Origin of the sequence: Crossiella sp. CA198, from assembly GCF_052078295.1 — a bacterium.
Classification (GTDB): Bacteria; Actinomycetota; Actinomycetes; order Mycobacteriales; family Pseudonocardiaceae; genus Crossiella.
Window position 1 is genome coordinate 79,964 of sequence record NZ_JBQJIM010000002.1, and the last position, 26,086, is coordinate 106,049.

General features: G+C 70.1%; 21 protein-coding genes, 1 tRNA gene and 1 riboswitch. Of the genes, 9 read left to right on the top strand and 13 right to left on the bottom strand.

The annotated features are described in order from the left end of the window. From ACTOWY_RS02845 to ACTOWY_RS02865, 5 genes are all read right to left on the bottom strand, one after another. Nucleotides 1-852 (bottom strand): inositol monophosphatase family protein, encoded by an 852-nt coding sequence (locus tag ACTOWY_RS02845; protein ID WP_441308035.1) that lies wholly within the window; start codon nt 850-852, stop codon nt 1-3. A 1,703-nt stretch (nt 853-2,555) separates the two neighbouring features. After that, nucleotides 2,556-4,043, bottom strand: a complete 1,488-nt coding sequence (locus tag ACTOWY_RS02850; protein ID WP_441308036.1) for a tyrosine-type recombinase/integrase — start codon at nt 4,041-4,043, stop codon at nt 2,556-2,558. 371 nt (nt 4,044-4,414) lie between these two features. Next, nucleotides 4,415-4,489 (bottom strand) — tRNA-Val (locus tag ACTOWY_RS02855). Nucleotides 4,490-4,538: 49 nt separating this feature from the next. Then, complete coding sequence (locus tag ACTOWY_RS02860; RefSeq protein WP_247759850.1) at nt 4,539-5,003, bottom strand: peroxiredoxin; 465 nt, start codon at nt 5,001-5,003, stop codon at nt 4,539-4,541. A gap of 76 nt (nt 5,004-5,079) precedes the next feature. Further along, on the bottom strand, nt 5,080-5,511 hold the full coding sequence (locus ACTOWY_RS02865) for a DUF3052 domain-containing protein (RefSeq protein WP_247759849.1): 432 nt from the start codon (nt 5,509-5,511) through the stop codon (nt 5,080-5,082). A 333-nt stretch (nt 5,512-5,844) separates the two neighbouring features. Here ACTOWY_RS02865 and aceE point away from each other — a divergent pair, with 333 nt between their 5' ends. Then, on the top strand, nt 5,845-8,613 hold the full coding sequence (gene aceE / locus ACTOWY_RS02870) for a pyruvate dehydrogenase (acetyl-transferring), homodimeric type (protein WP_441308037.1): 2,769 nt from the start codon (nt 5,845-5,847) through the stop codon (nt 8,611-8,613). Between the two features lie 75 nt (nt 8,614-8,688). Here the strand turns inward: aceE and ACTOWY_RS02875 are convergent, their stop codons facing one another. Next, the gene (locus ACTOWY_RS02875; RefSeq protein ID WP_441308038.1) at nt 8,689-9,942 is read right to left on the bottom strand and encodes a M14 family metallopeptidase; all 1,254 of its coding nucleotides are present in this window, start codon (nt 9,940-9,942) and stop codon (nt 8,689-8,691) included. Nucleotides 9,943-10,001: 59 nt separating this feature from the next. After that, a complete protein-coding gene (locus ACTOWY_RS02880) occupies nt 10,002-10,637 on the bottom strand; it encodes a nicotinamide mononucleotide transporter family protein (RefSeq protein ID WP_441308039.1) in 636 nt (211 codons plus the stop codon). 93 nt (nt 10,638-10,730) lie between these two features. Next, nucleotides 10,731-10,859: riboswitch (FMN riboswitch) on the bottom strand. A 104-nt stretch (nt 10,860-10,963) separates the two neighbouring features. On the opposite strand from ACTOWY_RS02880, the gene ACTOWY_RS02885 reads away from it, so the two are divergent. Beyond that, nucleotides 10,964-12,250, top strand: a complete 1,287-nt coding sequence (locus tag ACTOWY_RS02885; protein ID WP_441308040.1) for a phytase — start codon at nt 10,964-10,966, stop codon at nt 12,248-12,250. 228 nt (nt 12,251-12,478) lie between these two features. Here ACTOWY_RS02885 and ACTOWY_RS02890 read toward each other — a convergent pair whose 3' ends face one another. Both ACTOWY_RS02890 and ACTOWY_RS02895 read right to left on the bottom strand, forming a co-directional pair. Then, nucleotides 12,479-13,258 carry a mechanosensitive ion channel family protein gene (locus ACTOWY_RS02890; RefSeq protein WP_441308041.1) on the bottom strand — a complete coding sequence of 260 codons (780 nt, stop codon included), beginning with the start codon at nt 13,256-13,258 and terminating at the stop codon, nt 12,479-12,481. A gap of 219 nt (nt 13,259-13,477) precedes the next feature. Then, nucleotides 13,478-15,124, bottom strand: coding sequence for an alpha/beta fold hydrolase (locus ACTOWY_RS02895; RefSeq protein ID WP_441308042.1), 1,647 nt, complete (start codon nt 15,122-15,124; stop codon nt 13,478-13,480). Nucleotides 15,125-15,312: 188 nt separating this feature from the next. On the opposite strand from ACTOWY_RS02895, the gene ACTOWY_RS02900 reads away from it, so the two are divergent. From ACTOWY_RS02900 to ACTOWY_RS02925, 6 genes are all read left to right on the top strand, one after another. Beyond that, nucleotides 15,313-16,521 carry a PucR family transcriptional regulator gene (locus ACTOWY_RS02900; protein WP_247759842.1) on the top strand — a complete coding sequence of 403 codons (1,209 nt, stop codon included), beginning with the start codon at nt 15,313-15,315 and terminating at the stop codon, nt 16,519-16,521. A gap of 186 nt (nt 16,522-16,707) precedes the next feature. Beyond that, a complete protein-coding gene (locus tag ACTOWY_RS02905; RefSeq protein WP_441308043.1) occupies nt 16,708-17,640 on the top strand; it encodes an ACP S-malonyltransferase in 933 nt (310 codons plus the stop codon). A 20-nt stretch (nt 17,641-17,660) separates the two neighbouring features. After that, nucleotides 17,661-18,626, top strand: coding sequence for a beta-ketoacyl-ACP synthase III (locus ACTOWY_RS02910; RefSeq protein ID WP_441308386.1), 966 nt, complete (start codon nt 17,661-17,663; stop codon nt 18,624-18,626). Between the two features lie 81 nt (nt 18,627-18,707). Further along, nucleotides 18,708-18,950, top strand: coding sequence for an acyl carrier protein (locus ACTOWY_RS02915; RefSeq protein WP_185002353.1), 243 nt, complete (start codon nt 18,708-18,710; stop codon nt 18,948-18,950). Further along, nucleotides 18,947-20,173: a beta-ketoacyl-[acyl-carrier-protein] synthase family protein gene (locus tag ACTOWY_RS02920; protein WP_441308044.1), complete on the top strand. Its 1,227-nt coding sequence runs from the start codon at nt 18,947-18,949 to the stop codon at nt 20,171-20,173. The genes ACTOWY_RS02915 and ACTOWY_RS02920 overlap by 4 nt, the downstream gene beginning before the upstream one ends. Before the next feature lie 87 nt (nt 20,174-20,260). Further along, nucleotides 20,261-21,682 carry an acyl-CoA carboxylase subunit beta gene (locus ACTOWY_RS02925; protein WP_441308045.1) on the top strand — a complete coding sequence of 474 codons (1,422 nt, stop codon included), beginning with the start codon at nt 20,261-20,263 and terminating at the stop codon, nt 21,680-21,682. A gap of 7 nt (nt 21,683-21,689) precedes the next feature. Here ACTOWY_RS02925 and ACTOWY_RS02930 read toward each other — a convergent pair whose 3' ends face one another. Both ACTOWY_RS02930 and ACTOWY_RS02935 read right to left on the bottom strand, forming a co-directional pair. Beyond that, nucleotides 21,690-22,265 carry a hypothetical protein gene (locus tag ACTOWY_RS02930; protein WP_441308046.1) on the bottom strand — a complete coding sequence of 192 codons (576 nt, stop codon included), beginning with the start codon at nt 22,263-22,265 and terminating at the stop codon, nt 21,690-21,692. Between the two features lie 30 nt (nt 22,266-22,295). Beyond that, nucleotides 22,296-22,799 (bottom strand): DUF3145 domain-containing protein, encoded by a 504-nt coding sequence (locus ACTOWY_RS02935; RefSeq protein ID WP_441308047.1) that lies wholly within the window; start codon nt 22,797-22,799, stop codon nt 22,296-22,298. Nucleotides 22,800-23,102: 303 nt separating this feature from the next. On the opposite strand from ACTOWY_RS02935, the gene ACTOWY_RS02940 reads away from it, so the two are divergent. Further along, nucleotides 23,103-24,416 (top strand): hypothetical protein, encoded by a 1,314-nt coding sequence (locus ACTOWY_RS02940; RefSeq protein ID WP_441308048.1) that lies wholly within the window; start codon nt 23,103-23,105, stop codon nt 24,414-24,416. Here the strand turns inward: ACTOWY_RS02940 and ACTOWY_RS02945 are convergent. Both ACTOWY_RS02945 and ACTOWY_RS02950 read right to left on the bottom strand, forming a co-directional pair. Further along, nucleotides 24,413-25,225 carry a cytochrome c biogenesis CcdA family protein gene (locus ACTOWY_RS02945; RefSeq protein ID WP_441308049.1) on the bottom strand — a complete coding sequence of 271 codons (813 nt, stop codon included), beginning with the start codon at nt 25,223-25,225 and terminating at the stop codon, nt 24,413-24,415. The two genes, ACTOWY_RS02940 and ACTOWY_RS02945, sit on opposite strands and share 4 nt — an antisense overlap. Next, nucleotides 25,222-26,001, bottom strand: a complete 780-nt coding sequence (locus ACTOWY_RS02950) for a DsbA family protein (protein ID WP_441308050.1) — start codon at nt 25,999-26,001, stop codon at nt 25,222-25,224. The genes ACTOWY_RS02945 and ACTOWY_RS02950 overlap by 4 nt, the downstream gene beginning before the upstream one ends. Between the last annotated feature and the right edge of the window lie 85 nt (nt 26,002-26,086).

The following is a 26,086-nucleotide window of genomic DNA, read 5'->3' on the forward strand; positions in this document are numbered from 1 at the left end:
TCATTCGGCGAAGGCCGCCACGATCTCCTTCGGCAGGCTCGGCAGCGTGACCAGGGTGCTCGGGAACTGGGGCTCCGGGACGGAGAAATCCAGATCGATGATCGGCCGGTCGATGCCGTTGCGGTCCAGCACCTGCAGGCCGCCGGCCTGGGCGAGGCACATGCCCGCCGCGCCGTCCCAGACCTTCTGGTTTGGCCGGTAGAAGAGGGCGAACTGGGTGAGCACGGGCTCCGTGTGTGCGGAAAGGTCGACGCAGGTCCTGACCATGTCCAGGGTCTGGGAGGTGGTCCGGGTCTTGAGTTCGAAACCCGCATCGAGGAGAGGCTGTTCCCACGGGCGCGGTGGAACACCGGAACTCCGCGTCACCGACGCCCGAAGCGGCTCCGTGGCTGATCGAGCAGCGGCCACCCGGCCGTTCACCGCGATGGGGCCGCCAGCTTCATCCACGGAGACGCGCACCGGGCTGCGCTCCGGACCAAGCTCGGGCGCCAACACGAACGCGGCCACCGGCCGCCGCTGGTCGAGCAGGCAGACCACGCTGCAGAACTCGACTCGATCCGGCCGGACGAACTGTGCGGTGCCGTCGATCGGGTCGATGATCCATGTGCGGTTGGAAGTCGTCGAGCCAGCGCTCTCCAGCGTCTGCCGACCCTCCTCGGCGACTATGTGCGCGCCCGGGTCCGCGGCCAGGATCTTCGCGACGATGTGCTCCTGGACGGCGAGGTCAGCCTCGGACAGCAAGGTCTGATCGGCCTTGGTCGAGACGTCCAGATCATCGAGCCGAGCCCGGAAGCTGCCCAGCAGCGGGGTCAGCGTGTCCTGGAGGTCATCCCACAGCGCACCAACATCCACTCGCGCGATCCTACGGAGCCTTGGACATCCTCGCGAGGCCCTCGTGCCCGCTGGTCATTCCCCGCGTCTCCGCAAAGATTCGGCTACTCCGATCAACCGATCTACCCGGAAGAGCAGGTCGTCGATTTTGTGGACCAACTCAGCAGGTGAAGGTTCGGTCACCTCCTGATTGTCCGGAGCGCCTTCTTCCTCGGCCGGGTATTCGCCACGTAACACCCGGTGGCCATTGTAACTCTGGGGTTCCTGGCCGCTACCCACTGTTGTCCAAGAGTGCTCCAAGTTGTCCACTGTGGCCACTTCGGCAATCTCAAGGATCAACAGTATCGTATGTAAACGCTCGAATCACCCGCTCCCAGCCAGGTGTTCGACGGCAACCATCGCATGACAGTCGGTTGCCAAATAAGTGCGCGCAGCGACCATATTTCGCAACCAGAGGACGCTCGTCGCGTTACCTTCCTTGGGTTCGGAATAGCCCACTGGTGAAACTTCATTAAGCATTTGCGAACGAGCGGGCTACCGGCCTGCTGGCCGATATCGCGGCCCTGCCAGGGCGGCTGGAATCTCGCCAGGGAGGTCTTGGTTCCCGGCGCTGCGGCCCGCACTGCCCGTCATCCCACCTCCGTCAGTGCGGTCGGGCGTTCCACGCCTCTCCCCGCGCGGAGCGGCCAAGTTGTGCCGGCCCTCCTCCCGGGCGGCATCAACGACGATCCGGCCATCTCGAACCCAGATCGCGGTGATGGTGTCGATTCGACTGGGGCGGGCAGGTCTGAATTCCACGGTGCCGTCCTTGGCCATGACACGACGAATCGGCCGCCCCGACCATGTTTGCCCAGCCTGGAATTGTGCTTCCCGAACGAGCTTCTCATGCTGCTTTCGTCTCGCAGTCCCCCCACGACCTGGGACGACGCGGCTGACGTGCAGGCCACGCTGCCGCACGTACTTGCCCGCAGCCTGGCCGCTGACTCCGAGTTCGGCACCGATCTGCTTCCAAGTGTGGCCTCGCGGCTGCCGCCTTCGGGCCGCCGCGACCCTATGGCCGAGTTCCTTGTCCGCGAGTTCAGCGACCAGCGTTCGCAACAGGCCAGCTGCTCGAACTGCGGCCAGCTCCGGCGTGGCAGCAAAACCTGTCTGCTCCGAGCTGGCCTGCACCCAGGAGGCCATGGCATTGAGTAGCTGTTCGGTGTGGTCCACGCGCTTCTCCCGTGCGCTCGGTTAACAGGACCCCACCCCGCCCATTTGCACTATGGTATCCCCGCTCACGGGGGATACCTTGGGTTTCATTTTCAGCGAAAGACCTGGTCGCGGAGGTGCGCCGGGCCAACCCCGAGGATGGCCCACTGTGGGCGCGGTGAACCGGATGTTGTTCGGCCGACGCCAGTCCTCACGCGGTCGTCCGGGGCCGGGGCTGCCTCGTCACGGCCGCTGAGGATCCAGGCGGGATAAGCCGCGCATTTGCGCCGCGCGATGCCCCACAGCGCCGTCTGAAAAGTGTGGGAAACTCCCGCCGCATCGACCGTCGGACACCTGCTCTGAGCAGCCAAGAACGCCCTCTGACCCCATGAACACTGTCATGGTTGTATGGGCCGGTAAGGCCCATCTTGCGGCGGCCTTGCCGCCGTTTCTTCGGGGTGCGACCTTTTGTCGCGCCCCGCGCCGTGCACGGCCGGACTGGCCCCAGCCATCACCTGACGACTGCACCACGGCTACCCCGCGACGACGAACGTGGTGAGCACCTTGTCCTGGCCGTAACGCATGATGTCCATTTCGTATCGGTCGAGTTCAGTCACGTCACCACCAGATCGACGAATGGTGGCGATCAGCAGGCGCTTGAGCTGCTGAAAGTCTCCAAGGTCGACGGCGGCGGAGATTTTCCTGACGACCTGGCCGTCCCTGCGGACCTCGATCTCAACGGACTCCAGCGGATACAGGTCGTCCTCGTGGACCAGGTCGGTATCGGTTGTCGCCGATGTAGCCGTAGCTGTCTCGGTGATCTCGATCTCGCGCACGATGGTGGTGCGGCGCCCCTGCGCCTCTACCAGGCCCCACTTCTTCAACAGGCTGATCGCCCGGTGGGCCGTGCTGAGCGCGATCGAATGGGCATTCCCCAGTTCGCGGACGCCTGGCAGTGGGGTGCCAGCGGTCAGCTTGCCGTCCAGGATCTGCTGACGCAGCTCGGCGGCGAGCTTCTCGTACGGGCTCCGCGGATCGGTCTTGGCTCGCTCCACCGAGTCCGGCTCGAACGCCGGCCTGCTCGGCATGCGCGGCGCCAGGCTGTCCGCGGCGCGCTGGTCGGCCAGGGCGACGAACGCGGAGTAGTTCTTCAGCGTGGTGGTGCCGCCGCCAGCGTGGCCGAGTCGGCCGCTGACTGTCCGGATGTCTACACCGGCGGCGATGAGTTCGGTCGCCGAGTAGTGGCGCAACTTGTTCAGGGTGGTGTCGATGTCGAGCCGTTCGGCAAGGCGCTCGAACCGCTGGGTGACGGAACTGGGCAGGAGAGCCACGCCGTGGTCCGGGACCAACGAGAAGGCGAAGGCGTCTACCCGGAGTTCGATCCCAAGAGCGGCTGCGCGTGCCTGGCACCGTGCCAGGTACTCGCGCAGCACCAGCACGGTCTCCGCATCGAGCGCGATCCGCCGGTGCTGGTGCGTCTTCGTGTCCTTCTCGCGTCTCCCCCGCATGGCCTTTTCGAGGATGATCACGGCGTTGTCGAGGTCGATGTGCCACCAGCGCAGGCCGCACAGCTCACCGCGCCGGGCGCCGGTGGTCATCGCGAGCCAGATGAAGGTTCCCCAGTCCGGGTCGACCCGCCACGCCTCGTTCAGGATCTTGGCCGCGTTCTCCGCAGTCGGCGGCTTGGGGTTCGGCGGAGGCGCAGGCGGGGGCTCGGCCTGGGTGCACGGGTTGTGCGAGACCCATTTCCACCGGTTGGCCCGCTTGTAGGCGCCGGACAGCAGGAAGTGGATGTGCCGGACAGCAGTGGCCCCCAGCGGCTTGCACTGATGCGGTCCGCAGCGGTGATCACACTCGTGCTTCCTGGTGGTCCGGTGGTCTGTGCGCTTCCGGCCATCGCAGTGCACCCTGCACCGAAGAAGTTCGGCGTAGAGGGAGTCGAGCACCTCAGCGTCGACCGAGCCAGCCATCTGCTTACCGACGAACGGTGAGATGTGGTTGCGGTGGTAGCTGCGGTACATCTCCTTGGTCTCGGGCTCGCCGCCCCACCGGTCGAGGTACCGGCTCAACATCTGGTCGACGGTGGCCTTCGTCCGCGGGTTACGACGTTCCTTCACATCCGCAACCAGCCGGGCACGGGCGGCCTCAGCCTCATCCCGCGCCTTCGGACCGGGCGGAATCGTCTCGACCAGGTAGAGCGCCTTCTTACTCACCGTGTCGATCCCCGCGTAAACGCGGACCCGCAACGCGCCGCTCGGCAGCTCGTCGATGCTGCCCGGTTGGCGACGTTTCCGAGGGTCGTTCGCAGGGGCCATACAGGCAGACTAGGCCCGGTTCATGTCACAAGTCATGTCACACGAACCGGGCCTGCCTGGTCTCCAGGCCTCTGACCTGGTGGGCACAGTTGGGTTCGAACCAACGACCCCTCGCTTGTAAGGCGAGTGCTCTCCCGCTGAGCTATGCGCCCTCGCAGCAGCCCCGAGCGTACCGCCCGGGGCTCTGCAAGATCATGCGATTTAGCCGATGACCTCGGCCAGCGCCTTCTTCCACGCGGACTGGTCGCGTGCCTCGCCGGGGGCGTTGGTCTCGGCGAAGCGGACGGTGCCTTCCTTGTCGATCAGGAAGGTGCCGCGCAGGGCGAAGCCCGCGGTGTCGTTGAAGACGCCGTAGGTCTTGGCGACCTCGCCGTGCGGCCAGAAGTCGGACAGCAGCGGGAAGGTGTAGCCCTCCTGCTCCGCCCAGGCCTTCAGGCTGAACGGGGTGTCCACGGACACGCCGAGCACCTGTACCGCGTCGTTCTGGTAGTCCCCGATCTCGTCCCGGACCTGGCACAGCTCGCCCGTGCAGATGCCGCTGAACGCGAACGGGTAGAACACGAGCAGGACGTGCTTCTCACCGCGGAACGAGGAGAGGGTCACCTTCTCCTTGTTGCTGTCCGGCAGCGTGAAATCCGGGGCCTGCGTACCGACCTCGATCGTCATCGAGCACTCTCCTGGGAGTCTGGCTGGCTTCCAGCGAGCCAGCCTAGACCCTCAGGGACTACCCACAGACTTGGTCTCAGCGCTTGGGCTTGCCAGCCCGCGCTCCCACCAGACGAGTCGCTGTCCAGCCCTCCGACACCGACAGTGTCGAGGTGACGGACAGCCCGGCGGTGCTTGACGCGTCGCCGATGTCACTCGGCTCCACGTAGCCCGGCTTGCCCGTCTTGGGTGTCAGCAGCCAGATCACGCCCTCGTCGGCGAGTGGTGTGATGGCGTCGACAAGGTCGTCGGTGAGATCACCGTCACCCTCCCGCCACCAATACAGCACGACGTCGATGACTTCCTGTGCGTCCTCGTCGAGGAGTTCGCCTCCACAGCGCTCCTCCACGGCGGCGCGGATGTCGTCATCAACATCCTCGTCCCAGCCGAGTTCCTGGACCACCATGTCCGGCTCAATACCGAGCCTCTCGGCGACGCCGACCTTTTCAGCGCCTTCCGCGGCGACCACGAGTGTCACTCCTCCAACTACGCGAGTGCGGCTGGCCGTACGGCCGCCGCACTGGTGTGTCCAACCGATCCCGGCTAGCGAACACTGCGAGTGCCCACCTGCGCAACTGCACGCCCCGGGACACGCCGGAATCGCTTCCCAACCGGCGGCATCCGGCTGCCCTCTATCGGACTATTGACAGTTACCGGCCGGTAGCGGTGACGCGCGTGCGCGCACGCGTAAGGAATGGGGGACGATGACACGGCAGCGCCAACGCGTGGGATGCTCCACTGACACCGCGTGGCCGAGAAAGGCTGCCCCGAAACTGACGACGAAGCATGGCGAGGAGAACCCTTGGCCCCGCAGAACACCGGCGCCGGCACCCCTGAGCGGGTGCGGGTCATCCGTGACGGGCTGGCCGCCCACCTGCCGGACATCGATCCGGAGGAGACCGCCGAGTGGCTGGAGTCCTTCGACGCCGTCCTCGCCGGAGCCGGTCAGCAGCGCGCCCGGTACCTGATGCTCCGACTGCTGGAGCGGGCTCGCGAGAGCCACGTTGGCGTACCCGCGCTGACCAGCACGGACTACGTGAACACCATCCCCACCGAGCGGGAGCCCTGGTTCCCCGGCGATGAGGAGACCGAGCGCCGCTACCGGGCGTTCATCCGCTGGAACGCCGCGGTCATGGTGCACCGCGCGCAGCGTCCCGGCGTCGGCGTCGGTGGGCACATCTCCACCTACGCCTCCTCGGCCGCGCTCTACGAGGTCGGCTTCAACTGGTTCTTCCGCGGCAAGGATCACCCCGGCGGCGGCGACCAGCTCTTCATCCAGGGTCACGCCTCGCCCGGCATCTACGCGCGCGCCTTCCTGGAAGGCCGCCTCTCCGCGGAGCAGCTCGACGGCTTCCGGCAGGAGTTGTCGCACGCCGGAGCGGGCGGCGGCCTGCCGTCCTACCCGCACCCCCGGCTGATGCCGGACTTCTGGGAGTTCCCGACGGTGTCCATGGGCCTCGGCCCGATGAACGCCATCTACCAGGCCCGATTCAACCGGTACATGCACGACCGCGGCATGGCCGACACCTCGCAGCAGCGGGTCTGGGCCTTCCTCGGCGACGGCGAGATGGACGAGCCGGAGTCGCGTGGCCTGATCCACGTCGCGGCGCACGAGGGCCTGGACAACCTGACCTTCGTGATCAACTGCAACCTGCAGCGCCTGGACGGGCCGGTGCGCGGCAACGGCAAGATCATCCAGGAGCTGGAGTCGTTCTTCCGCGGCGCGGGCTGGAACGTGATCAAGGTCGTGTGGGGCCGGGAGTGGGACACCCTGCTGCACGCCGACCGCGACGGCGCGCTGATCAACCTGATGAACACCACGCCGGACGGCGACTTCCAGACCTACAAGGCCAATGACGGCGCCTACGTGCGGGAACACTTCTTCGGCCGCGACCCGCGGACGAAGGAGCTGGTCACGCCGTACAGCGACCAGGACATCTGGAACCTCAAGCGCGGCGGGCACGACTACCGCAAGGTCTACGCGGCCTACAAGGCGGCCACCGAGCACCACGGCCAGCCGACGGTCATCCTGGCCAAGACGATCAAGGGTTACGGCCTGGGCCCGCAGTTCGAGGCGCGCAACGCCACGCACCAGATGAAGAAGCTCACCCTCGAGGACCTGAAGCGGTTCCGGGACACCCAGCGGATCCCGATCACCGACGCCGAGCTGGAGCGCGACCCGTACCTGCCGCCGTACTACCACCCCGGCCAGGACTCCGCGGAGATCCAGTACCTGCAGGACCGCCGCCGCCAGCTCGGTGGCTCGGCGCCTGCCCGCCGGGTGAAGCACAAGCCGCTGGCGCTGCCGGCGGACAAGGTCTACGAGGTCATCCAGCGTGGGTCCGGCAAGCAGGAGGTGGCCACCACCATGGCCTTCGTCCGGCTGGTCAAGGACCTGGCGAAGGACCCGGAGATCGGCCCGCGGCTCGTCCCGATCATCCCGGACGAGGCACGCACCTTCGGCATGGACTCCATGTTCCCGACGCAGAAGATCTACAACCCGCACGGTCAGCTGTACACCTCGGTGGACGCCAAGCTGATGCTCGCCTACAAGGAGAGCGAGCGGGGCCAGATCCTGCACGAGGGTATCAACGAGGCCGGGTCGACCGCCTCGTTCACCGCCGCGGGCACCTCCTACGCCACGCACGGCGAGCCGATGATCCCGATCTACATCTTCTACTCGATGTTCGGGTTCCAGCGCACCGGCGACAGCCTGTGGGCGGCGGCGGACCAGATGGCCCGCGGCTTCGTCATCGGCGCCACCGCCGGTCGCACCACGCTGACCGGTGAGGGCCTGCAGCACAACGACGGGCACTCGCAGCTGCTGGCCTACACCAACCCGGCCGTGGTGGCCTACGACCCCGCCTACGGGTATGAGGTCGCGCACATCGTCAAGGACGGTCTGCGCCGGATGTACGGCGAGCACGCCGAGGACATCTTCTACTACCTGACCGTCTACAACGACCCCTACGTCCAGCCCGCCGAACCGGCTGACCTGGACGTGGACGGTCTGCTGCGTGGTCTGCACCGGGTCAAGGCGGCGCAGGGCGAAGGCCCGCTGCGGGCCCAGGTGCTGGCCTCCGGCGTGGCGCTGCCGTGGGCGGTGCGCGCGCAGGAGCTGCTCGCCCAGGACTGGGGCGTGCACGCGGATGTGTGGTCGGCCACCTCCTGGTCACAGCTGCGCCGCGAGGCGGTGGCGATCGACCGGGAGAACCTGCTGCACCCCGAGCAGGGCCAGCGGGTGCCCTACATCACCCAGGCGCTCTCCCAGGGCCAGGGCCCGGTGGTGGCGGTGTCGGACTGGATGCGCGCGGTCCCGGACCTGATCCGGCCGTGGGTGCCCACCGACATGCTCACCCTGGGCACCGACGGGTTCGGCTTCTCCGACACCCGCCCGGCAGCCCGCCGCCACTTCCTGGTCGACGCCGAGTCGATCACGGTGGCCACGCTGGCCGCACTGGCCAAGCGCGGTGAGGTCGAGCAGTCGGTGGTCGCCGAGGCGGCACGCAAGTACCGCATCGACGACGTCCAGGCCGCCGGTCCGCAGACCTCGGACTCCGGCTCCGCCTGATCGTTGAGGCATTGCGCGATGGGGCTCCCCGCAAGTTAGGGGAGCCCCCAAGTTAGGGGAGCCCCATCGTCATGCTCAGACGCAGTGCGGGGCCGTGGTGGCCTTGACCAGGCCGTAGTCGGCGCGGGCGTCCAGCAGCAGCGGGATCAGGCGCCCGGCTTCCTGGTTGCGTGGCACCAGGCGGCCGCCGGGCACCGGCACCGAGAAGATGCCGTGCAGGCCGAGGACTTCGCGGTGGGCGGCGAACTGCTCGGCGGTCAGCTTGTAGCCGCAGGCCGGGTTTTTCTCGGTGTCCTCGGGCTTGGCCGGCTCGTTGTCCGCGCCGCCGAAGTAGACCGGGCCCTGGCCGAGCACCGCGCCGAGGCGGCTCTTGCCGGTGGCCAGTGCGATCGGCGCCCAGCGGTCGGCCACCAGCTTGCCGGTGCCCGCGACCGCGGCGAGCTGGGAGTGCACCCGGCGGCGCTGGTTGAGCGCTGGGTCGGCGGCCTCGGCGGCGTCCTTGGGGTCGACCTTGGTCTCCAGCAGGATGCCGACCGCGTGCTTGAGGCCCGCGGTGTTGCGCAGGATCCGCTCCTGACCGTCGCCTGCGACCTGGCGGATCGGTTTGCCGGTCACCGGGTCGGTCCAGATGCCGTACTCACCAGTGGAGTGCCCGGCCCCTTCGACGTGCGGTTTGGCGTAGTCCTTGGACAGGGTGACCGACTCGTCGTGCAGGTGGTCGGCCACGTTGAGGTTGCGGGACCACAGGTACAGCACGTCCTTGTCGTAGAACTTGGGCGTGGCGCCGTACTCGTGCAGGTCGTGGATGACCTCGGGGCGGTGCTCGCGGATGACCGCGGCGAGGGCCTTGGCCTCGGGTGAGACCAGCAGCAGGTGGTCCCGGTTGATGTCCACGCCGTTGGCGTTGGTGCGGGTGTCCGCGGCCCGGCCGTCCGGATTGGCCGTGGGCACGAACAGGTACTTGACCCGCGGGTTCTCCCGCTGGAAGGCGAGGTCGCGCAGCTTGGTCAGGCAGGCGTCCCGGCCGGAGGGCTCGTCACCGTGCTGGGAGCAGATGAACAGCACCGTGCTGGTGGCGTGCGCGGGGCCGATCCGGACCAGGTTCAGCGGGCGGCCCTGGACCGTGCTGCCGATCCGGCTGACCGTGGTGTGCCTGCTGGCCTTGTCGACCGCGGCCAGGAAACGCTGTTCCTCGTCCAGGCCGGTCCAGCGGGCTCCGTTGGACTGCTCGAAGCCGGTGCGCGGCGGGGCGGGCGCTGCGGTGGCGAGCGGGGCCACCAGGCCCAGCGTGGCCGCGGTCAGCGCGGACAGGGCGATGAGTCGACGCACGTGACTCCTCGATGAGTTCGGGCAGGGCCCCCAGTGAGCCCCGCCTGAACCCATCAGCCTCACCCGATCGTGTCAACCGTCATTCGGTTGCGGGCGGCGGCCGCGGTGCGGTTCCAGTCCAGCCAGCCGCGCACCACGAGCACCGCGAACACGATGTAGACCAGCGCGGAGAACCACAGGCCGGACATCAGTTGCAAGGGCACGCCGACCGCGTCCACGGCCAGCCACACCAGCCAGAACTCGACCAGACCGGCCGCCTGCGCGCCGTAGGCGACCAGGGTGCCGACGAAGATCCAGGCGTCCGGCCAGGGTGCCCAGGAGGCGTCCAGGGCGTCCAGCAGCAGGGCGAACCCGGTGGTGCCGACGAGCATCAGGCCGAGGATCACCAGGCGTTCGGTGGCGCTGGCCGCGCGCACCGCGACGCCGAAGACCGGGTCGCGGCGGCGGGTCCAGGCCCACCAGCCGTAGACCGCGATGGCCAGCACCGCGACCTGCCGGGTGGCCAGGCCGCCGAGCTGGGCGGAGAGGTAGACGCTGAAGAGCAGCACGGCGGTGACGATCTGCACCGGCCAGGTCCACAGGGTGCGGCGCTGGGCCAGGAACACCACGGCTAGCGCGCCTAGCTGGCCGATCAGCTCGGCGTAGGCGACCCGCTGGCCGAAGAACTCGAACCCGTGTTCCATCAGGAACCGCATCTGCCTCTCCCCACAGCCCAGGCAGCGGGGCTGTTTTCGGGAACGGCGACGCGACACCGGCGTGCCGGGATGAGTCCGGGTACGCGGGCGCGCGTGCGCAGCCTCCCATCCGGACTTTCACCGTCGGCCACGGAATTCCACCGTGTCAACCGCCTGCTGGCTGCCGGCGGGTCGCGGGCTGTCACCGCCGGTTCGGATTTTCACCGACCCCGGAGCGCACGACACTTCTGTTCTGGCCAACACTCTGCTCCCCCGCCGCTATTCCGCCCAGGGGATAGTGACCTGAAAGACTGTTCGCGTTCACCTGCGGCGGCCAAGGTTGATCCATGCGCAACCTGCTGGTCCCCCTTGTCGCCGTCGTGTCGAGCACCGCGCTGCTCGCGCTCGGCCTGCCCGGTGTCGCCGACGCCCGGCCCGGCATCGTCATCCCTGCCGCCCAGACCCCGGCCTTCGTCGACGACGCCTCCGGCACACCGCCGAAGGCCAACGCGGACGACCCGGCGATCTGGGTACACCCGTCCCGGCGCGGTGACAGCGTCGTGCTGGGCACGCTCAAGGAGGGCGGGCTGGCCGCCTTCGACCTGTCCGGGAAGCTGCTGCAGCTGGTGGCCGCCCCGCCGCCGCCGGTGACCGGGGCCGCGCCGGGGCGGTTCAACAACGTGGACCTGCTGGGCGACCTGGCTTTTGTCAGTGACCGGGGCCGGGACCGGGTGCGGGTGTACCGGGTCGACCCGCGCGGCGCGGCGGCCGGGAAGAGCGTGCTCAAGGACGTGACCGCGGCGGCGACCCCTCGGGTGTTCAGCCAGACCGAGGCCGAGGTGGACGAGCAGCGCACCGCCTACGGCCTGGCCGCAGGCGCCGACCGGGGCACCCCGCTGGTGGTGGCCAGCCGCCGCCACGAGACCCGGCTGGCCCTGCTGACCCCGGTGCGCACCGCCGAGGGCGTCTCCATCCGCCCACTGTCCACTGTGGACCTCCCGGCGAGTTTCCGGTTGCCCGACGGCAAGACCTGGGTGCCCTGCGGCGAGCCGGGCGAGGGCCCGCAGATCGAGGGCATGGTGATCGACTCCCGGCACGGGGTGCTCTACGCGGCTCAGGAGGATGTCGGCATCTGGCGGATCCCGTTGTCCGCCAAGGGCTTCGGTCAGCCGGAACTGATCGACCGGGTGCGCGAGTTCGGGGTGCCCGCGAAGTACGACGAGCAGACCGAGGAGTGCGTGCCGGCCGGCGCGGATCCTGGCTTCGGCGGGAAGTGGCTGACCGCGGACGCCGAGGGCCTGACCATCGCCGACGCCGGGCACGGGCGCGGCCAGCTGGTCGCCTCCAGCCAGGGTGATTCCCGGTTCGTGGTCTACGACCGGGAGAAGCCGGGCACGGTGCTGGGCACCTTCCGGGTGCGCGAGGGGCACGGCCGGGACTCGGTGGAGCACTCCGACGGCGCGGCCGTGGTGACCACCCCGCTGCCCGGCTATCCGGCCGGGCTGCTCGCGGTGCACGACGGAGAGCGGAAACCGGCGGTCACCGACCCCTCGGGCAAGGAGCTGGAGACCACCGGTTTCGCTTATCTGAGCTGGAAGGACGTGCTCGCTGTGTTGGATCGGCGACTGTGTTGATTGGCGTGCTCCGCACGCTGGATTTTTCGCTTCGAAGTCGCCTCGTCATGTACCCGCCGCACGCGAAGCAAGCTTCGGATGCGTCGGGCACACGACAAGGCAACGCGAAAAATCGGCACCCCGCCGCTGGTGAAGAGCCCGCCGTGTCGCTGGCGCGCCACGCCTGTTTCGCAACAAGTGGCGGACTGTCCATGGGCTCGCAGCGCGTTCTCGCGAGCCCATGCCTGTCTACTGCGCTGGCGGCATCGGCGGGATCGGCGTCCCCGCGGGCGGGGTTGGCGTCTCGTTCGGTGGCGGGCCTGGGGTGTTGGAGGTGCCGGGTGCGGGAGCGGGGTTGCGGGTGGCCGCGGCCTCGCTCTCGATCCGGTTCAGCCAGCTGCCCCAGCGGTCCTGCATGGGCCGGATCAGGCCGCCGCCGACGCCGACCACCAGGATGCCGCCGACGGTGGCCAGCACCGCGATCAGCACCGGGGTGGTGACCGTGGTGGCGATGCCGAGCTGGTTCAGCGCGGCGATCACGCCAAGGGCCAGGATGAAGGCGTAGGTGATGCCGCGCAGCAGTGCGGTGAACGGGCGGGCGCCGATGGCGGTGCCGACCAGGTCGCGGGCGATGCGGGCGATGGCCGCGGCCACTAGCAGCAGCACGATGGCCACGATGATCCGAGGCAGGTAGCCGATGATGTCGGTGAGCAGCTGGCTCACCGCGTTGCCCGCGCCGAAGACGCCGAAGGCCAGTTGCAGCGCGATCAGCAGGACGAAGTAGTAGACGAGTTTGACGATGATCTCGGCGGCGTCCACCCGCTGACTGGCCAGCAGAGTGCCGACGCCCGCCTTGTCGGCCAGCCTGTTGAAGCCGGTCTTGCGCAGCAGCAACGAGACCACCTTGGCCAGCGCCTTGGCGATCAGCCAGCCGACCAACAGGATCAGCAAGAAGCCGAAGAGCTTCGGCACGAATGTGGCCACCATGGACCACGCGTCCGCGAGCCCCCGGCGTAGTTCGCCTCCCACGACTTCCTCCTCTAATCCGCGACAGGTTGTCGCTACGGAGTTGATCGTGGGCCGGTTGGACTAAACCAGCAAGGCGCGACACAGACCCGATAGGAGTAATGCACTAGCCCCAACGGCCCTTGACCGTCCACAGTAGAACTACCGGTGGGGACCGGAGGGATGAGAAGGCCCGGCGCGAGCGCCGGGCCTTCTCCCTTTTCCGTTGTCCTGGCGGCTGAATCAGAACGGCAGGTTGGTCACCTTGTTGGCCGCCGCGGCCTGCCGCACCTTCTCCGCGAGCGCGCCCGGCGGGGTCGGCGCGAGCCTGCGGGACCGGGACGAGGCCGACTCGGCGTCGGTGGGCACGTCCGGGCGCGGGGTGCCCGCGCAGATCACCCGGCTCGGCGGCAGCACGCCGTCGACCAGGTACCGGTTGACGTGCTCGTCCACACAGGTGTTGCCGCCCAGGGCGTACAGGCCGTGCCTGCCCTCGTCGGCCACCGAGATCAGGTGGTCCTCCAGGCGCTCGGCCATGGCCGGGCCGCCGTCGTAGTGGGTCTGGGTGTCGCCGTCGGCCTGGATCACCACGCCGGTCTGGTAGCCCTTGCGCTTGAGCTTGACCGGCTTCTCCGGCGGGGTGAACGAGCGGAAGGTGCAGGTGCGCGGCGCGGCCCTGGTCACGCCGAGGCCGTAGGGGTAGCGGTCCCGGAACTCGCGCATGTCCTGGTAGTAGCTGTCCAGGTCGCGCGGCCAGTCCGCCTCGCAGGTGACCGTGTCGAACACACCCGCGCGCAGCTGGGCCAGGCCCAGCGCGGCGAGTTCCTTGCCGGCCTTGGCCGCCTCGGCGAACTCGGCCGAGCCGGGCTGGAAGTCGCGGAAGTACTTCACGTCCTCGGCGAGGAACTCCCAGTTGAACCGGTAGCGCGCGCCGCCGCCGACACCCGCGTCGAACTGGGTGCGGTCGAAGCCGTCAGCCGGGGTGGCGTGCAGCTTGGCCGCGACCTGCTCGACGGTGGCCAGCACCTCGGCCTTGGTCTTGCCGATGCCGAAGCGGTTGTTGCGCTGCCCGGCCCATTCCGCCCACAGGTCCACGTTCTCCCGGAAGGCCACCGACTGCTGCTTGAACTGGTGCCGCCAGATCCACTCCGGGTGCACCGAGGAGTCCAGCACGCTGCGGTCGAGCTGCTTGGGGAACAGGCTGCCGTAGACCGCGCCCAGGTAGGTGCCGTAGGAGTAGCCCACGTAGCTGAGCTTCTTCTCCCCCAGCACACCGCGGATGACATCCATGTCGCGGGCGGTGTTGGGTGTGTTGACGTGCTTGCGCAGCGCGCCACCGGCCTTGCGGCAGGCCTCCTCGCTCTGCCGGGCGCTGGCCGTCCAGGCCGCGAAGTCCTTGTCCTCCGGCCGCGAGTTGAGCTTGTGCAGGTCGGTGGTGACCTCGCAGCTGAGCAGGGTGGACTCGTTGACCCCGCGCGGGTCGAAGCCGATCAGGTCGTAGACCTCGGTCAGCGGGGTGCCGTAGAAGTAGGTCGGCAGGGCCAGGCCGCTGCCGCCGGGACCGCCGGGGTTGGACAGCAGGATGCCGCGGCGCTTGGCCGGGTCGCTGGCCTTGAGCCTGCTGACCGAGAGCGCGATCCGCTCCTGCTTGGGCTTGCCGTAGTCCATCGGCACCACCAGGGTGGCGCAGTCCAGCGCGCTGTTGAACTTGCACGGCTGCCAGTTCGGAACCTGGCTGTAGAACTCCTTGAGCGCGGCCGGGTTGGCCGTTTCCGCTGCTTCGGCGGGCTGGGTCGCGGTCACGACCTGGCTGCCGAGCAGTCCGAGCAGACCGAGTGTCAGCGCCGCTGCTCTCGGCCACCTGCCACGGGCGGCGGTTGTTCTACGCACGGTGAGACCTCCTGCATCGCCTGTGCCCCTTTCGGGCGAGCAGAACGTTCCTACCGGCGGGTGAACAGCGAAAACAGGGCAGACTGGCGGCACATAATTCTGGGATTTTCCCCGTATAGGCGGTCACTCGACAGAGGTAACGCCCTGGGTGAGCTTCAGCGCTGCCCCGGCGTGGGACTCTGGGAGACATGAGTGCCGAGGTCGTGCCGCAGCCCCACCCGCCGCCGGAGCTGTCCGCGGCGACCCTGCGGGGACTGGAGCGCGCCTCCGGGGACCTGGCCGCGGCCAGCATCTCCGCGATGGACTCCCAGCTGCCCTGGTTCCGCCGGATGCCGGCCGACCAGCGGGCCAGCGTGCTGCTGGTGATCCAGACCGGCGCGGCCAACTTCGTGGAATGGCTGCGCGACCCGCGCCAGGCCATCCGGCTCACCGCCGAGGCCTTCCGCGCCGCGCCCAGGGACATCTCCCGCTGGGTCAGCCTGCGCCAGACCGTGGAACTGGTCCGGATAGCGATCGACATGCTGGAGCAGCAGCTGCCGATACTGGGCAGGGACACCGCCGAACGCGCCTGGCTCACCGAGGCCGTGCTGCGCTACGGCCGGGAGATCGCCTTCGCCGCGGCCACCTCCTACGCCGCCGCGGCCGAGGCCCGCGGCGCCTGGGACGCCCGCCTGGAAGCGCTGATGGTGGACGGCATCGTGCGTGGCGACGCCGAGGAGTCGCTGCTGTCCAGGGCCGCCGCGCTGGGCTGGGACCTGGCCGCCGAGGCCACCGTGCTGGTCGGCAACCCGGCCAGCGACGACCCGCCCGCGGTGGTCTTCGACGTGCGCAGCCGGGCCGCCCGCACCGGCCGCGCGGTGCTGCTCGGCGTGCAGGGCTCCCGGCTGGTGGTGGTGCTCGGCGGGCCGGTGGCCGGCTCCACCGGACACGATGTGCTGGCCAAGATGTCCGAGGCCTTCGGCGACGGGCCGGTGGTGGCCGGGCCGACCGTGCCCAGTCTGGCCGAGGCGCACCACAGTGCCGCCGACGCCATCTCCGGCCTGCGCGCCGTGGTCGGCTGGCCGGCCGCGCCGCGCCCGGTGCGCTCCGGCGAACTACTGCCCGAACGCGCGCTGGCCGGTGACCCCGAGGCCGAACGGCAGCTGGTGGAACGGGTGGTGCGGCCGCTGGTGGAGGCAGGCGGCTCACTGTTGGAGACCGTGGAGGCCTATCTGGAGGCAGGCGGTGTGCTGGAGAGCTGCGCGCGCACCCTGTTCGTGCACTCCAACACCGTGCGGTACCGGCTGCGCCGGGTGGCCGAGATCACCGGGCACACCGCCACCGATCCACGGGACGCGCTGGTGCTCCGGGTGGCCCTCGCGGTGGGGCGGCTGGCCAGGGCCCGCGGACTCTGGTGACCTCCGTCTCAATGCTCACCCATTTGGCCTAATGCGCGAGCCGGACTTCTAGCGGTCGCCACAATGAAACTGACATATCTGGCCCCGTTTTCTACTACTGCTTGTAGACACTCCACAAAACCAGCCGCCGAACTTAGTCCCCGGCGGCATGCCTCCAGACCCCCTTGAGCGTGTTCAGTTACCGACGTGATCGCTCTCCTCGCTCCCGGACAGGGCTCGCAGTCCCCCGGCATGTTCGAGCCCTGGCTCGAACTGCCCGGAACCGCGCAGCGGCTGTCCCACTGGTCCGAGCTGACCGGGCTGGACCTGGTCCGCCTCGGCACCACGGCGACCGCGGAGGAGATCAAGGACACGTCGGTGACCCAGCCACTGGTGGTGGCCCTGGCGTTGCTGGCGTACGAAGAGTTGGCCCGCCGGGTCGAGTTGCCCACCGACGTCCCGGTCGCCGGCCACTCGGTCGGTGAGCTCGCCGCCGCTGTTCTGGGTGGCGTGCTCACCGCCGACGACGCCGTCGCGCTGGCCGCGGTGCGCGGCGCCGAGATGGCCGCCGCCTGCGCGCTCGAACCGACCGGCATGACCGCCGTGATGGGCGGTGTGCAGGCCGAGGTCCTCGCCCGGATCGAGGAGTTCGGCCTGATCCCCGCCAACCGCAACGGCGCGGGTCAGATCGTGGCCGCGGGCAGCCTGGCCGGGCTGGACAAGCTGCTGGCGAACCCGCCCGAGCGCGCGCGGGTCAAGGCGCTGCCGGTCGCGGGCGCCTTCCACACCGCGTACATGGCCCCGGCGGCCGAGGCGCTGCGCGCCCGTGCCGCCCAGATGACGGTGAACAACGTCACGCGCCCCTTGTTGTCCAACGCCGAAGGCGCTGTGCTCCCTGTGGGCACCGGCGGCGCCGAAGTGCTTGGCCGGCTGGTCACCCAGGTGACCTCGCCGGTGCGTTGGGACGCCTGCATGACCACCCTCGCTGCTCAGGGTGTGACCGCGGTCGTCGAGCTGCCTCCGGCCGGGACCCTGAGTGGCCTGGTCAAGCGCGAGCTGCCCGACGTTGCGCGGCTCCCCCTGAAGTCCCCGGCCGACCTGGACAAGGCGGTCGACCTGTTCGCCGGTGGTGCGGCGTGAGCAACGAGGAGCGACCAACCATGCAGCTGGCCCCCGGCCCGGTCGGCACGAAGATCATCGGACTTGGCAGTCACCAGGGCGACCGCGTGGTGACCAACCACGACCTCGCCAAGCTGGTCGACACCTCCGACGAGTGGATCCAGAGCCGGGTGGGCATCAAGACCCGCAGGCTCGCCCGCGAGGACCAGTCGCTGACCGACATGGCGGTCGAGGCGGGCAAGAAGGCCGTCGCGGACTCCGGGCTGGACCCGACCGAGATCGACACGGTCATCATCGCCACCTGCACCATGCCCACCACCATCCCCAACGCCGCGGCCCAGGTGGCCGCGCGGATCGGGATCGTCAAGGCGGGCGCCTTCGATGTGAACGCGGCCTGCGCCGGCTTCTGCTACGCCATGGCCACCGCCTCGGACCTGGTCCGAGGCGGCTCCTCCCGGTACGTCCTGGTGATCGGCGCCGAGCGCTTCACCGACTGGGTGGACTGGACGGACCGCTCAACCTGCATCATCTTCGCCGACGGCGCCGGGGCCGTGGTGGTCGGACCCTCGGACGAACCCGCCATCGGGCCGGTGGCCTGGGAGAGCGCGGGCGGCATGGCCGAGGTGATCGGGGTGACCCCGCAGCGCTACCTCTACCAGGAGGGCCAGTCGGTGTTCCGCTGGGCCACCACGGAGAACTGGCCGGTGGCCGAACGCGCGGTGGAACTGGCCGGGCTCAAGCTCTCCGACATCGACGCGCTGGTGCCGCACCAGGCGAACCTGCGGATCGTGGAGTCCATCGCCAAGGAACTGCGCGGTCGCGGCGCCCGGGAGGACCTGGTGGTCGCCAGGGACATCGTCACCAGCGGCAACACCTCCTCGGCCTCGATCCCGATCGCCCTGGACCACATGCGTGCGGCCGGTGAGATCTCCAGCGGCGATGTGTTGCTGCTCATTGGTTTCGGCGCCGGCCTGGTGTCCGCCGGACAGGTGGTCATCTGCCCCTGAGCACGGGGGCGGCAACTCAACAAGACTCCGGGGCGGCCGTTGCCGCTCTGGTCGGTGGGTAACTCGAAAGGAACAAGCTCAATGGCTTCGAACGAAGAAATTCTCGAAGGTCTCGCCGAGATCATCGAAGAGGTCGCCGGTGTGGACCAGGCCGACGTCTCCGCCGACAAGTCCTTCGTGGACGACCTGGACATCGACTCGCTGTCCATGGTCGAGGTCGCGGTGCAGGCCGAGGACAAGTTCGGCGTGAAGATCCCGGACGACGAGCTGGTCAACCTGAAGACCGTCGGCGACGCGGTGAACTACATCTCGAAGAACCAATGACATCTCCTGACGTTGTCGTCACCGGTCTCGGTGCGACGACTCCGCTCGGCGGCGACGTCGCGTCCACCTGGGACGCGATGCTCGCCGGGCGCAGCGGAGTCGGCGAGCTGAAGGCCGACTGGGTGGACAGGTTCGATCTGGACGTGCGCATCGCCGCCCAGCTCGCTGTCGAACCCACCGAGGTGCTGACCAGGGTCGAGGCTCGCCGCCTCGACCGGTCGGAGCAGGTCGCCCTGATCGCCGCGCGGCAAGCGTGGGCCGATGCCGGCGCACCCGAGGTCGAGCCCGAGCGGCTGGCCGTCGTGGTGGGCACCGGCATCGGGGGCGCCCTGACCATCCTCGGTCAGGACGACATCCTGGAGACCTACGGGAAGCGCAAGGTCTCGCCCCTGACCGTCCCGATGCTGATGCCCAACGGCCCCGCGGCCGTGGTCGGGCTGGAGCTGGGGTCCAGGGCCGGGGTGCACGCTCCCGTCTCCGCCTGCGCTTCCGGCGCCGAGGCCATCGCCTGGGCGTGGCGGATGCTCAAGGCGGGCGAGTGCGACATCGTGGTCTGTGGCGGCGCCGAGGCGAGCATCTGCGCGCTGCCGGTGGCCGGGTTCTCCCAGATGCGGGCGATGAGCACGCGCAATGACGAACCCGAACGGGCCTCCCGCCCGTTCGACACCGCCCGCGACGGGTTCGTGCTCGGGGAAGGCGCCGGGATCATGGTGCTGGAACGGGCCGAGTACGCCGCGGCGCGCGGGGCGAGGGTGTACGGGCAGCTGGCCGGGATCGGCACCAGCGCGGACGCCTACCACATCACCGCCCCGGAACCGGAGGGCAAGGGCGCCAGCCGGGCCATCAAGGCCGCACTGCGCACCGGCGGGCTCACCCCCGCGGATGTGGGACATGTGAACGCGCACGCGACGTCGACCCCGGTCGGCGACGTGGCCGAGGCGGCGGCCATCCGCTCCGCCATCGGCACCCACGCCGTGGTCACCGCGCCGAAGTCCGCACTGGGTCACCTGCTGGGTGGTTCCGGTGCGGTGGAGGCGATCGCCACCGTGCTCGCGGTCCGCGACGGCGTGATCCCGCCGACGCTGAACCTGGACAACCTCGACCCCGCGGTCGGGTTGGACGTGGTGACGGGTGGACCCCGGCACGTCCGGCTGCAGGCCGCCGTGAACGACTCGTTCGGTTTCGGCGGGCACAACGTCGCACTGGCTTTCGCCTCGGTCTGAGTCTCCGCCCCGGTGTTATGCCGGGGCGCCCTCAGACCGGGGCGTCAGCCTCCTCCTGCCTGTCCCGCACCTCTCGAGGAGCGTTTGATGACGGCATTGGCGACCAGGGCTGACCAACCACTCGACAACACGGGGCTCGATCCCCGTTCTCCCGGGCTACGGCTGAACCGCCTGCTCGACGACGGCACCATGATCCCGCTGCACCCGCCGGAGGACAGCGGGGTGCACACCGTGCGCGGCCGGGTCGAGGGCGCCGCGGTGATCGCCTTCTGCACCGACGCCGCGCTGCTGGGCGGCGCGCTGGGCACCGCGGGCTGCGCGCACCTGGTGACGGCCATCGACACCGCGCTGCGCGAGCGGATCCCGATCATCGGCCTGTGGCATTCCGGCGGCGCCCGGCTGGCCGAGGGGGTGGCCGCGCTGGACGCGGTCGGCCAGGTCTTCGCGGCCATTGTCCGCGCCTCCGGCAAGGTCCCGCAGATCTCGGTGGTGCTCGGCCCGGCGGCAGGCGGCGCCGCCTACGGTCCCGCGCTCACCGACGTGGTGATCATGGCCGAGGGCGGCCGGGTGTTCGTGACCGGCCCGGAGGTGGTGCGCAGCGTCACCGGCGAGCGGATCGAGATGGCCGCGCTCGGCGGTCCCGAGGCACACGGCGAGAAGTCCGGCGTGGCGCACATCGTGGCCACCGACGAGGCCGACGCCTGTGCCCGCGCCCGGCGGATCACCGCCTTGTTCGCCCGGCCCGGCCTGTTCGACCCGCACGCGGTGCGTGACGAGCGGGACCTCGCCGCGCTGCTGCCCGAGCGGCCGCAACGCGCCTACGACGTGCGCCCACTGGTGCGCGAACTGCTGGACAGCGTCGAGGAACTCCAGCCGAGGTGGGCGGCCAATGTGGTGACCGGCCTTGGCAGGCTCGGCGGCCGCACCGTCGGCGTGCTGGCGAACAACCCGATCCGGATGGGTGGCTGCCTGGACTCGGCCGGTGCGGAGAAGGCGGCCCGTTTCGTCCGGCTCTGCGACGCCTTCGGGGTGCCGCTGCTGGTGCTGGTGGACGTGCCCGGCTACCTGCCGGGGGTGAGCCAGGAGTGGGAGGGCGTGGTCCGCCGCGGCGCGAAACTGCTGCACGCCTTCGCCGAGGCCGTCATCCCCCGGGTCACCCTGATCACCCGCAAGGCCTACGGCGGCGCCTACATCGCGATGAACTCCCGTGCCCTGGGCGCCACCGCCGTCTTCGCCTGGCCGGCGGCCGAGGTCGCGGTGATGGGCGCCACGGCCGCGGTGGACGTGCTGCACCGGCGCCGGCTGGCGGCCGCTCCCGAGGTGGAGCGAGCGGCGTTGCGGGCGGAGCTGGCGCGGGAGCACGAGCGGGTCGCGGGCGGGGTGGCGCGCGCGGTGGAGCTGGGGGTGGTGGACGAGGTGATCGAGCCCCGGCACACCCGGCGGCGGCTGGCCGAGGCGCTGGCGAGTGCGGTGGCCGGGCGTGGCGCGCACGGCAACATCCCGCTCTAGCGCGTGCTCAGCAGGCCGAGACGATGGTGCTCAGCGGTGAGCCCTTGTCGATGCGCAGCGTGCGGCCCTCCATGGCGAGCTGGTAGGTCGCCCACCACCGGTTGCAGTCCGAGCGGGCGTCCGGCGGGGACTTGGCCGGGTCCTGGGTGCTGGTGAAGGTCAGCATGATCCGCAGGGTGCCGCCGGGTGAGTTGATCACCCGGCGGACCAGGATGCTGCCGTCCTTGGTGGTGGCGTAGTCGGCGAGCCAGACCGCGCGCTGGGTCTCCTGGGAGACCTTGGCGGTGACGTGCGCGCGCCACTGGTCGAAGTTGCGGCTGTTGATCGCCTCGAAGTAGCCGGTGAGCAGGTTCTTGATGGCCGGGGCGTCCGGGTGCGCGCTGGCGTCCGGGGTGAACTCCACTGTGGACGGTCCGGGTTCCTGCTCCCGTGGCCGCGCCGAGGTGCTGTCGATGACCGCGCGCACCGCGGGGTCAGCGCCCGCGGTGGGGTAGGCCTGACGCAGGGTCAGCCCGATCGACACCGCGCCGAGCAGCACCAGCCCGACGAGAAACAGCGGCCAGAACCGCCGCAGCCCACTCACCCCACCAGGGTGCCATACCAAGTGGGCAGCTCAGCCCACCCGGTGCAGCCAGGTCACCGGCGCGCCGTCGCCTGCCCGGCGGAACGGCTCCAGGGCGTCGTCCCAGGCCGCGCCGAGCAGCTCGCCCAGGCGGTGGGTCATGGCCTCGGCGGCGCGGTTGGCCGCCATCAGGGTGCGCAGCTGGTCCTCGGTGACCATGATGTCGCCGTTGACGCTGGTGCGGGCTCGCCACAGGCCCAGGCCAGGGACGTGGCAGAACCGCTCGCCGTCCACGCCGGCACTGGGTTCCTCGGTGACCTCGAAGCGCAGCATCGGCCAGGCCCGCAGCGCGGACACCAGCGACGCGCCGGTGCCGGCATCGCCGGTCCAGGCGCATTCGGCGCGCAGCTGTCCTGGCGCCGCCGGCTGGGCGGTCCATTTCAGATCGGCCCGGCCACCAAGGGTGCCCGAGATCGCCCACTCGACGTGCGGACAGACCGCAGACGGCGACGAGTGGACGTAGACAACGCCACCGGTGCATCCCCGTGCGCTCACTGCTGACCTCCGCTACTCGACGAGGGACGTATTCCCCGCGTTCCTCGTCTTGTGCAACGGACGGTGCGTCGTGACTTTCCGGCGATCACCCGTGCGGTCATTCTGCCCTGCGCGACCGCCAATGCGCCAGAAGAACCAACCGACACCCCGATCAGTGTCACCCGGCCGGGGGCGTTCACCCAGGGTGTTCGGGTACTGACCGCGAATTGGGTGGTTGCCCGTAACCCACGGGGGGACTCCCGCTACGGTTTGAGCCGACCGGAGCAACCGGGACGGGACGAGTCACGCGCGGAGGTGTTGGGCGTGCGGTTGGTGCGGCTCGGTGACGATCCCTCCGCCCGGGTGGAGGGCGTGGAGGCCGACATGCGCGCCGCGCTGTCGACCTGGGGCGCCGGGACCGATCTGGCCGGCGGGATCGCGCTGCTGGACTGCACACCGCCGGGCAGTCTGCGGCCGCTGGACGCGGTGATCGTGCTGCCGCGCGGGGTGATCGTGGTGGTCGGGGTCGACCTGCCCGGTCCGGCGATGAAGCTGGAAGCCCCGTTGCAGGGACAGTGGAAGGTCGACGGCTGGCCGCTGATCAGGGACGACGGACTGCTCAACCCGGCGGTGGAGGCGCTGACCGCGGCCTCCGCGCTGACCCAGCGCCTGCAGGCGGAGCGGATCGAGCCGTTACCCGTGTCCACCATCGTGGCGGTCGGACCGTATGTCGCCCAGGTGTTGCAGCCCACCGGGGACCTGCACCGCGGGGTCCGGGTGCTGCACCCGGCGCCGACCGCGATGCTGGCCGCGGTCAAGGAGCTGTCCACCTACGAACGTCCGTGCACCGCCGAGGCCGCCCGGCGGCTGCTGTCCAGTGTGGACCGGCGCACCGCCACGCTGACCGCCGGTGAGCTGGTCGCGGAGGGTTTCGCCGATTCGGTGAGTCCGGACCTGGCCAGTGCCAGCACCATGCTCATCCCCCGCTTCACCGCCGACGGCCGCCCAGCGCCGCCGCGTCCCGCCGCGCCCCGGCCGAAGAAACGCCAGCCGTGGCTGCCGCTGGCCGGGCTGGCCCTGGCCGGTCTGGCGCTGGTGTTGCTGATCGCCACCGTGGCCCAGTCCTGTAGCGGCGAACCGGCCAGGCCCGAGGGCGGCGGCGCGGTGTCCTCGTTGCGCAGCGCGGAACCGCCGGAGTCCACTGTGGACGGTCTGGACTTCGTGCCGCGCGGCTCCTCCCGGGAGGCCGACTGTGGGCCGAGGGCCTTCGGCCAGTTGCAGCAGTGGCTGCGGGAGAACCCGTGCACCGCGCTGGTGCGCAGCCTGTTCGAGGTCAACGAGGAACGCAAGGCCGCGGTCTCGGTGGTGGTGGTCAGTTTCGCCGACGCGGTGCAGGCGCAGCGCTTCCAGGCGCTGGCCGATGACGAGCAGAGCGGCGGGGTGAACGAGCTGCTGCGCGAGGGCCGGAGCTGGCCGGGCGGGCCGAGTTCGTTCGCGCCCGCGGTGGCTTCGACCTCACGCGATGGCACCAGGGTGCGGATCGTGCGCGCGGTGTGGGTGGGCCAGGAGACCAAGCAGACCGACGTGGTGCTGCAGGGCATCGCCGAGCGCGCGCTGCGGCTGCCGCTGCCGGGTTAACGACGCAGGCGGCGGATCAGCACGAACGAGGCCACCGCCAGCACCGGGGCCAGCACCAGCAGGTCCGGCACCCCGGCGGCGAACTCGCCCGCGCGTTCGGCCAGCGCGGATTCGGTGTCCACGCTGACGATCCCGGGCAGGGCGGCGGTGCCGTCGGTGACCAGGAACAGCACGCCGATGCCGATGAACAGCAGTCCGGCCACCAGGTTCAGCGTGTGCAGGCGGAGGCGGCCGAGGCTGATCTCCCGGCCGCGCAACCAGGTCCGCTCCGCCAGCTTGAACCGGTCCCACAGCGCGGCCAGTGCGAACAGCGGCAGCACCATGCCCAGGCCGTAGACCGCGAGCAGGGCCGCGCCGTAGCCGGGATCGCCGCCGGCCGCGGCCACGGTGAGCACGCCGCCGAGGATCGGGCCGGAGCAGAACCCGGCCAGGCCGTAGGTCGCGCCCAGCACGAACACCGAGACGGCCGAAGAGATCCTGGTGGTGGCCGCGAAGCGCTGGGACAGCCCGGAGCCGAAGCCGCGGCCGACGAGCTGGGCCAGGCCGAAACCGATCAGCAGCACCGCGGCCACCGTGATCACCGTCTGCCGGTGCGCGGTGAGCAGGCCGCCGAGGCTGGCCGCGGCCGCACCCAGGGGCACCAGGGTGGTGGCCAGGCCGAGGTAGAACACGCCGGTGCGGGCCAGCAGCCGGGCCGGGCGGCCGAAGGCGTAGGCGAAGAAGGCGGGCAGCAGCAACGCCGAGCAGGGGCTGGCCAGCGCGAGCGCGCCGCCGAGCAGCGCGCCCAGGTAGCCGAGCTGGCCGGTCACTTCTTGGCGGCCTGCTCGATCAGCCGGACGAAGGTCTCCAGCGGCTGGGCGCCGACCACCGCGCGGCCGTTGATCAGGAAGGCCGGTGTGCTGGTCAGGCCCATCTCCTGACTCTCCGCGGCGTCGACGCGGATTTCCTGGCGCAGCACCGGATCGGCCAGATCGCGCTCGAACTTGGCCATGTCGGCCACGCCGGAGCGGCGGGCCAGGTCACGCAGCCGGTCCGGGCCGAACTCGGCGTGCCCGGAGCGCGGGGCCTCGGCGAAGGCCAGTTCGTGGAACGGCCAGAACCTGCCCTGCCTGGCCGCGGCGCGGGCGGCCACCGCGGCGGCCTCGGACTCCGCGCCGAACATCGGCAGGTCCCGCCACTCGATCCGGAGCAGACCCTGGTCCACGTAGCGGCGCACCAGTTCGGGGCGGGTGTCGGTGCTGAACTTGGCGCAGTACGGGCAGCGGTAGTCGGCGTACTCCACCATCACCACCGGCGCGTCCACCCGGCCCTTGGCGTAGGGGTCGCCCTCGCGGCGGCGGGTGAACCGGGAGTCAAGTTGCCGGGCGGCTGCGTCCATCTGACTTTGGTTGGGCGTCTGCGGCGCGGCGGTGTCCGAGGCGGTGGGTGCGGGCGGGTCGGCCCGAGGGGTGTCGCCGCCGGTGCGGCCCAGGGCCAGGTAGGCGAGCAGCACCCCGGCCACCACGACGATCGCGGGCAGCGCGAGCTGCCAGGCCGGGCGTGCGGCGGACTGGGTTTCCGGCTGTTCGGGCTGCGGCTGGCTCATCGTCTGACACCGTATCGGCGCGCGGCGGACCGACCAAAGGTGGTGTCAGCCCCCCTACCTTTGGGGGAGCTGCCCCTGAGTCGAC

What these genes read in the sequence shown, in the direction of transcription:
- ACTOWY_RS02950 (WP_441308050.1), bottom strand. Translation starts at nt 26,001, where the DNA reads ATGAGCCAGCCGCAGCCCGAACAGCCGGAAACCCAGTCCGCCGCACGC.
- ACTOWY_RS02910 (WP_441308386.1), top strand. Translation starts at nt 17,661, where the DNA reads ATGCAGCTGGCCCCCGGCCCGGTCGGCACGAAGATCATCGGACTTGGC.
- ACTOWY_RS02885 (WP_441308040.1), top strand. Translation starts at nt 10,964, where the DNA reads ATGCGCAACCTGCTGGTCCCCCTTGTCGCCGTCGTGTCGAGCACCGCG.
- ACTOWY_RS02920 (WP_441308044.1), top strand. Translation starts at nt 18,947, where the DNA reads ATGACATCTCCTGACGTTGTCGTCACCGGTCTCGGTGCGACGACTCCG.
- ACTOWY_RS02925 (WP_441308045.1), top strand. Translation starts at nt 20,261, where the DNA reads ATGACGGCATTGGCGACCAGGGCTGACCAACCACTCGACAACACGGGG.
- ACTOWY_RS02915 (WP_185002353.1), top strand. Translation starts at nt 18,708, where the DNA reads ATGGCTTCGAACGAAGAAATTCTCGAAGGTCTCGCCGAGATCATCGAA.
- ACTOWY_RS02860 (WP_247759850.1), bottom strand. Translation starts at nt 5,003, where the DNA reads ATGACGATCGAGGTCGGTACGCAGGCCCCGGATTTCACGCTGCCGGAC.
- ACTOWY_RS02900 (WP_247759842.1), top strand. Translation starts at nt 15,313, where the DNA reads ATGAGTGCCGAGGTCGTGCCGCAGCCCCACCCGCCGCCGGAGCTGTCC.
- ACTOWY_RS02850 (WP_441308036.1), bottom strand. Translation starts at nt 4,043, where the DNA reads ATGTACCGCAGCTACCACCGCAACCACATCTCACCGTTCGTCGGTAAG.
- ACTOWY_RS02880 (WP_441308039.1), bottom strand. Translation starts at nt 10,637, where the DNA reads ATGCGGTTCCTGATGGAACACGGGTTCGAGTTCTTCGGCCAGCGGGTC.